Origin of the sequence: Streptomyces humicola (assembly GCF_024436035.1) — a bacterium.
GTDB classification, from domain to species: Bacteria; Actinomycetota; Actinomycetes; order Streptomycetales; family Streptomycetaceae; genus Streptantibioticus_B; species Streptantibioticus_B humicola.
This window is the reverse complement of sequence record NZ_JANFNG010000060.1, coordinates 1-4,565: the sequence shown is the minus strand read 5'-3', so window position 1 is coordinate 4,565 and position 4,565 is coordinate 1. Positions and strand designations below refer to the sequence as shown.

The 4,565-nt window shown below is 66.9% G+C and carries 6 protein-coding genes; 3 read left to right on the top strand and 3 right to left on the bottom strand.

The features are described from left to right. The 3 genes from NGB36_RS32845 to NGB36_RS32835 form a co-directional block, all read right to left on the bottom strand. On the bottom strand, window positions 1-311 hold a 311-nt coding region (locus NGB36_RS32845; protein ID WP_255924316.1), incomplete at its 3' end, for a transposase. A gap of 130 nt (window positions 312-441) precedes the next feature. Beyond that, window positions 442-1,071: a cupin domain-containing protein gene (locus NGB36_RS32840; RefSeq protein WP_255924315.1), complete on the bottom strand. Its 630-nt coding sequence runs from the start codon at window positions 1,069-1,071 to the stop codon at window positions 442-444. A gap of 108 nt (window positions 1,072-1,179) precedes the next feature. After that, window positions 1,180-2,256: a methyltransferase gene (locus NGB36_RS32835; protein WP_255924314.1), complete on the bottom strand. Its 1,077-nt coding sequence runs from the start codon at window positions 2,254-2,256 to the stop codon at window positions 1,180-1,182. A gap of 219 nt (window positions 2,257-2,475) precedes the next feature. On the opposite strand from NGB36_RS32835, the gene NGB36_RS32830 reads away from it, so the two are divergent. From NGB36_RS32830 to NGB36_RS32820, 3 genes are read left to right on the top strand one after another with little or no spacing between them, the layout of a single operon-like run. Next, on the top strand, window positions 2,476-3,063 hold the full coding sequence (locus tag NGB36_RS32830) for an RNA polymerase sigma factor (RefSeq protein WP_255924313.1): 588 nt from the start codon (window positions 2,476-2,478) through the stop codon (window positions 3,061-3,063). Continuing rightward, a complete protein-coding gene (locus tag NGB36_RS32825; RefSeq protein ID WP_255924312.1) occupies window positions 3,060-3,872 on the top strand; it encodes an MGMT family protein in 813 nt (270 codons plus the stop codon). Before NGB36_RS32830 ends, NGB36_RS32825 begins: the two co-directional genes overlap by 4 nt. Window positions 3,873-3,903: 31 nt before the next feature. Then, window positions 3,904-4,452 carry a methylated-DNA--[protein]-cysteine S-methyltransferase gene (locus NGB36_RS32820; RefSeq protein WP_255924311.1) on the top strand — a complete coding sequence of 183 codons (549 nt, stop codon included), beginning with the start codon at window positions 3,904-3,906 and terminating at the stop codon, window positions 4,450-4,452. The last annotated feature ends 113 nt before the right edge of the window (window positions 4,453-4,565 follow it).

Sequence of the window (4,565 nt, the reverse complement as noted above, 5' to 3'; positions counted from 1 at the left end):
CCCGCCCGGAATAGCGGCGCCTCGTGGCGCACCAGGGCGTACTTCCAGTCGATCCGGGCCCGCACTGCCAGAGCCGCCTGCCGGTCCGGAAGTCCCTCGGCGAACTGCAGCACCGACACCAGTGCCAGCCGTCCCGGTGACCACGCCGGCCTGCCCCGGGACATGAACAAAGCCGCGAACTGCTCGTCCCGGAAGAGCACCCCCATCTCGTCCCGCAGCCGGATCGCCAGACTCCCCTTCGGGAACGCCGCCCGAGCCACCCGCACCGTCTCCGCCGGGATCTCCCCAGACCCCTTCGGCTGCAACGACATCCGCACCCACCCCACACGACAACGTCGGCCTTCGAGACCACAACCAGGCCTCGAAGGCCGACGTCACGCGCAGCCCCGAATAAACCAACGGCATCTCCATGAGATCGGGGGCCGCGCCGATGCGCACGATTCAGGTGTTCACATGAAGTGCCACTTCGGGAGGCAGCACTTCCAACTCTGTGGTCTGCACCGGCCGGCTTTCCAGGACCGGGTTGCAACCGTGGTAGCCGAGCAGCCGCGCGATCGGCGCGAGCGCGGTGTAGAAAGCGCACTGGACCGGCCAGGGACGGCTCGTGAACCGTAGGACGTCTGAGAACTCCAGCATCGTCACCGACGTTTGCAGCAGGTTCGGGATACCGCGCCCATCGCTCCGACCGTCTTCTGCGAGGCCGAAGAGCTGACGAAGGAGCAGATTTTCGAACCGGTCCGCTCGGTTTCGGAACTCGACTATGGCGAACGTTTCCTCGTCTTCGCTCGCGCTGAAAAAGCGATGCGTGGTGCCCGGCGGCACGGCCACGGTCTGCCCGGTCCGCTCAAGGATCACGTCCTGGTTCTCGATGCACACTCGGAGCCTGCCGCGTACCAGCGTGAAACGCTCCTCGCTCAACGGGTGAACGTGGTAGTCGGCAGCGAAGCCGCCGGGGGCGACATACAGGTCCAGAACCGACCGTTCGCCCTCCGTGTCCGCCGCAGCCGTCCGGACGACTATCTTCTGACGGCATGGGGGATTGCAGTAAACCTCACCGGCACTGACGGCCATGTGCCATCTCCTCTCGCTGGGTACGAAATGAAACCAAGAGGCAGGGCATGGCCCCTCTCCTCAGGGGGCCATGCCCTCTCACCACCCGCACCGCGCCCGCGTGAAGCCTCAGGGCGACGTTTTCGTGCCGCAGATGATCCCGTGCACCGGGATCACGTCCGGCGGCATGGCGCTGATGTCCTGCGACACCGCCTTCGTGACCTTGAAGCCGCACGCCTCCATCCACTGCTCATAGGTCGAGATCTTCTGCGGGCCGCCCTGGGCCATCGTGCAGCCGAGGAAATACGCGGGGAAGAAATCCACTGAACAGGAGCTCTTCACGTCCTCTGGATAGATCGGCACCAGGACGTAGACCTGGCCGCCCACGTCGAGCGCCTCGTGGACGCCCTTCAGGATCCGGAACACATTCTCCTTGTCGAACATGTCCAGGAAGTGCTTGATCATCACGACGTCGAAGCCCTTCGGCACGCTGTCGAAGACATCGCCGCCGATGAACGAGCAGTGGTCCTGGACACCGTGCGCCCGGAAGTTCTCCAGCGCCTCGGCCTCCTTCTCGGGGAAGTCGAAGCATGTCACGTGAAGGTTCTCGACACGCTTGTGCCGGTAGGCGAGGACGGCTCCCAGGCCCGTGTTCCCCGCCACGTCCAGTACCTTCGCGTTGTCCGGGAGGTCCAGGTTCCCGAAGAACCAGGGGTCGATGAATCCGGTGACCTGGTCCATCATCGCGCCCCAGGAGGCTTGCAGCTCGGGATACCTGGTGCTCGCCTCGTAGAAATTCCCCTCGAAGTCATAGAGTTCTTTGAGGCCTACGACCTTCCCGGTCCTGACGCTCTCGGTCAGGTAATAGAGCTGCCGGAGGCAGACGACCTTGACCATGTCCATCCAGGGGAGGACACGTCCGAGATCGTCATCCGACAGGTGCTTGATGCCGTCCAGTGCGTAGGAGGCCGAGCTCTCGTCGAACGAGACGAAATCCTCCTTGACCAGCAGATACAGCATCTGTTCCACCGAATGCGGGGCGATGCCGGTCGCGTCGGCGATCTGGACGGCGGTCATCCCACCGCCGGCGTTCCCCTTGAGCACATCGACGATTCCGAGCTCAAAGCAGCTGAGAAGATTCATGAACCTCAACGGGCCCAGGACGTATTCTCGGAACTTTGCGAGTACGGCGTCCGGCGAACTCATCGCGATCTCCTTCGTTGAACCGTCCGAAATTCTGCGAGCAGGCTCTGCGCGGCAAAAGTACAAGTGCTCTCAAGGCCGGGCACTCCGGATGTTGCTGCTGAACCCGCGGCCGCCGCGCCGCTGCAGGCCGGCGACGGGAGCGATGGCGGAGCCGCGCACGGTGGGAGACGATCTGAAGCTCACGCAACGCTCTTCAAGGATCCGGTGTTCTGATCAGTGATGGACGAGATTGCCGAGCAGCTGAACGAGCGCCTGGCAGTGGACCTGGACGACGGCTTCACGGAGCTGGTGCGGATCCACGCCACGGCGGTTCGCGGGTTCCTGTTCCGGGTTTCCGGATCCGCCGTCGATGCGGACGACTTGGCACAGGACACCTTTCTGCGTGCCTACACAGCGCTGCGTGGCTACTCTCCTGCGCGCCGTCGTGATTTAAGACCTCGCGCCTGGCTCATGACCATCGCGGCCAACGTCTGGCGCAACCACGTCCGTACGAGCGTTCGTCGCCCGGTCTCAGCGGCCACGATCGAGGACTCCGCGGAGATGTGGCCGGACGGGAGCCCAGGGCCCGAAGAACGCGCGTCCACAGCCGACGACCGCGGACGCCTGGTCTCGGCGTTGACCGAGCTCCCGGAGAAGCCCCGGGTCGCCGTCGTCCTCCGGCACGTGGTCGGCATGAGTTACGGAGAGATCGCCGAGGTTCAAGGGTGCCCGGTGGGTACCGTCAAGGCCCAGGTGTCGCGCGGGCTCGGCAATCTGCGTCAGCTGCTTGAGGCCAAGGATCCGTCCTCGAAGGAGGTGTTGAAGTGAGTCCGAAGGACAAAGGCGTCGAGCCCACGCAGTCCGATCTCGAGAGCGCGCTGGCCGGTCTCCTGCCTCCGGCTCCGGCGAATTTCGGACTGCGGGTACTGCGACATGTGGGAATCTCCCAGCAGCGGTACGACGCCTATGTGCGGCTCGACACCTACGCTGGTGGCCTGTACGTGGCCTACAGCCCGACCGCCGTCACCGGCGCAGCGCTGGAGTCGGCAGTCGCTCGCCCGAGCGTGTTCGAGGAACAGCACTGGAGCCTGACCCACCGGACCGCCATCCGTTCCGACACACCGTTCCCGGGGCTGCGCCAAGCGATGCGGACCGGGCGCACCAGGAACGTACCCGTCGATCTCGCCCCTCTCGGCGCACGGCAGCAAGCGGTGCTCGAAGCGGTCAGGGGCATCCCCAAAGGCCAACTGCGGCCGATCGGCTGGATCGCGAGGGAGGCACACGTCGCCGACGACGCCGAAGTCATCACCCAGGCCCTGGCGCGGAATCCGGTGGCCGTGCTCGTTCCGTGCCACCGCGTCACGTACGACGACGGCACCCCGTGCGACGCCGGATACCCCCCCAGCACCGGGCAGGCCCTGCGCGCCGCCGAGGGCATCGACATGCAACGGCTGGAGGAGCTGTCCCGGCGCGGCGCCGTCTTCCTCGGCAGCGACACCACACGTATCTACTGCCATCCGACGTGTGCGCACGCACGCCGCATCACACCCCGCCATCAGCAGCCGTTCCGCAGCGCCTACGAGGCCCGCTGCGCCGGCTATCGCGCCTGCCGGAGCTGCCGGCCGGTCACCGTCTGACGCGCTGCCGCACCAGAAAGTGAAGACCACCATGCCCGTCACCAAGACTCCGCCCGCCGTCAGCGTCGCGACCCTCACCCATGCCACGCCGGTCGGCCGGCTGACCCTGGCTGCCACGGCTGATGCCCTCCTGTACTGCGCGTACGACGCACTGGACGCCGCCGCCGCGCGCATCGCGCGCATCCTCCCCGCGGCGGACCCGGTGGCGCAGACGAATCCGTCTCCCGGACAGCAGGCCGTGCTGGATTCCGCCCGCTCCCAGCTCGACGCCTACCTCGCCGGCCGTCGCCGCGCCTTCCAGCTCCCGTTCGACCTTCGCCTGGCCTCGGCGTTCACGCGCCTTACGGTGACCGCTCTGGATACAGCAGTGCCGTACGGGACGACGTCGACTTACGGCGAGCTGGCCCGGGCGATCGGCCGTCCCCGGGCGGCGAGGGCCGTCGGCTCCGCCCTGGGCGCCAACCCGCTGTGCGTCATCCTGCCGTGCCATCGCATCGTCGGAGCCTCCAGCCGCGCCGGCGGGTACGCGGGTGGCCCGGATGCCAAGGCCTTCCTCCTCGGCCTGGAACGAGCCGGCTGAGCCGCATCCGCGCCCGACCGGGCGCGGATCCCCGATCAGGGTCCGAGGTCTTCATCCCCCGTGTCCTCGGCCCCTGCCGGGCGCCCCCCCACACCCGCGGGCGACCGGCGCCC

Bases quoted from the DNA above. Each gene is read 5' to 3' on its own strand.
- NGB36_RS32840 (WP_255924315.1), bottom strand. From the start codon at position 1,071: ATGGCCGTCAGTGCCGGTGAGGTTTACTGCAATCCCCCATGCCGTCAG.
- NGB36_RS32830 (WP_255924313.1), top strand. From the start codon at position 2,476: ATGGACGAGATTGCCGAGCAGCTGAACGAGCGCCTGGCAGTGGACCTG.
- NGB36_RS32820 (WP_255924311.1), top strand. From the start codon at position 3,904: ATGCCCGTCACCAAGACTCCGCCCGCCGTCAGCGTCGCGACCCTCACC.
- NGB36_RS32835 (WP_255924314.1), bottom strand. From the start codon at position 2,256: ATGAGTTCGCCGGACGCCGTACTCGCAAAGTTCCGAGAATACGTCCTG.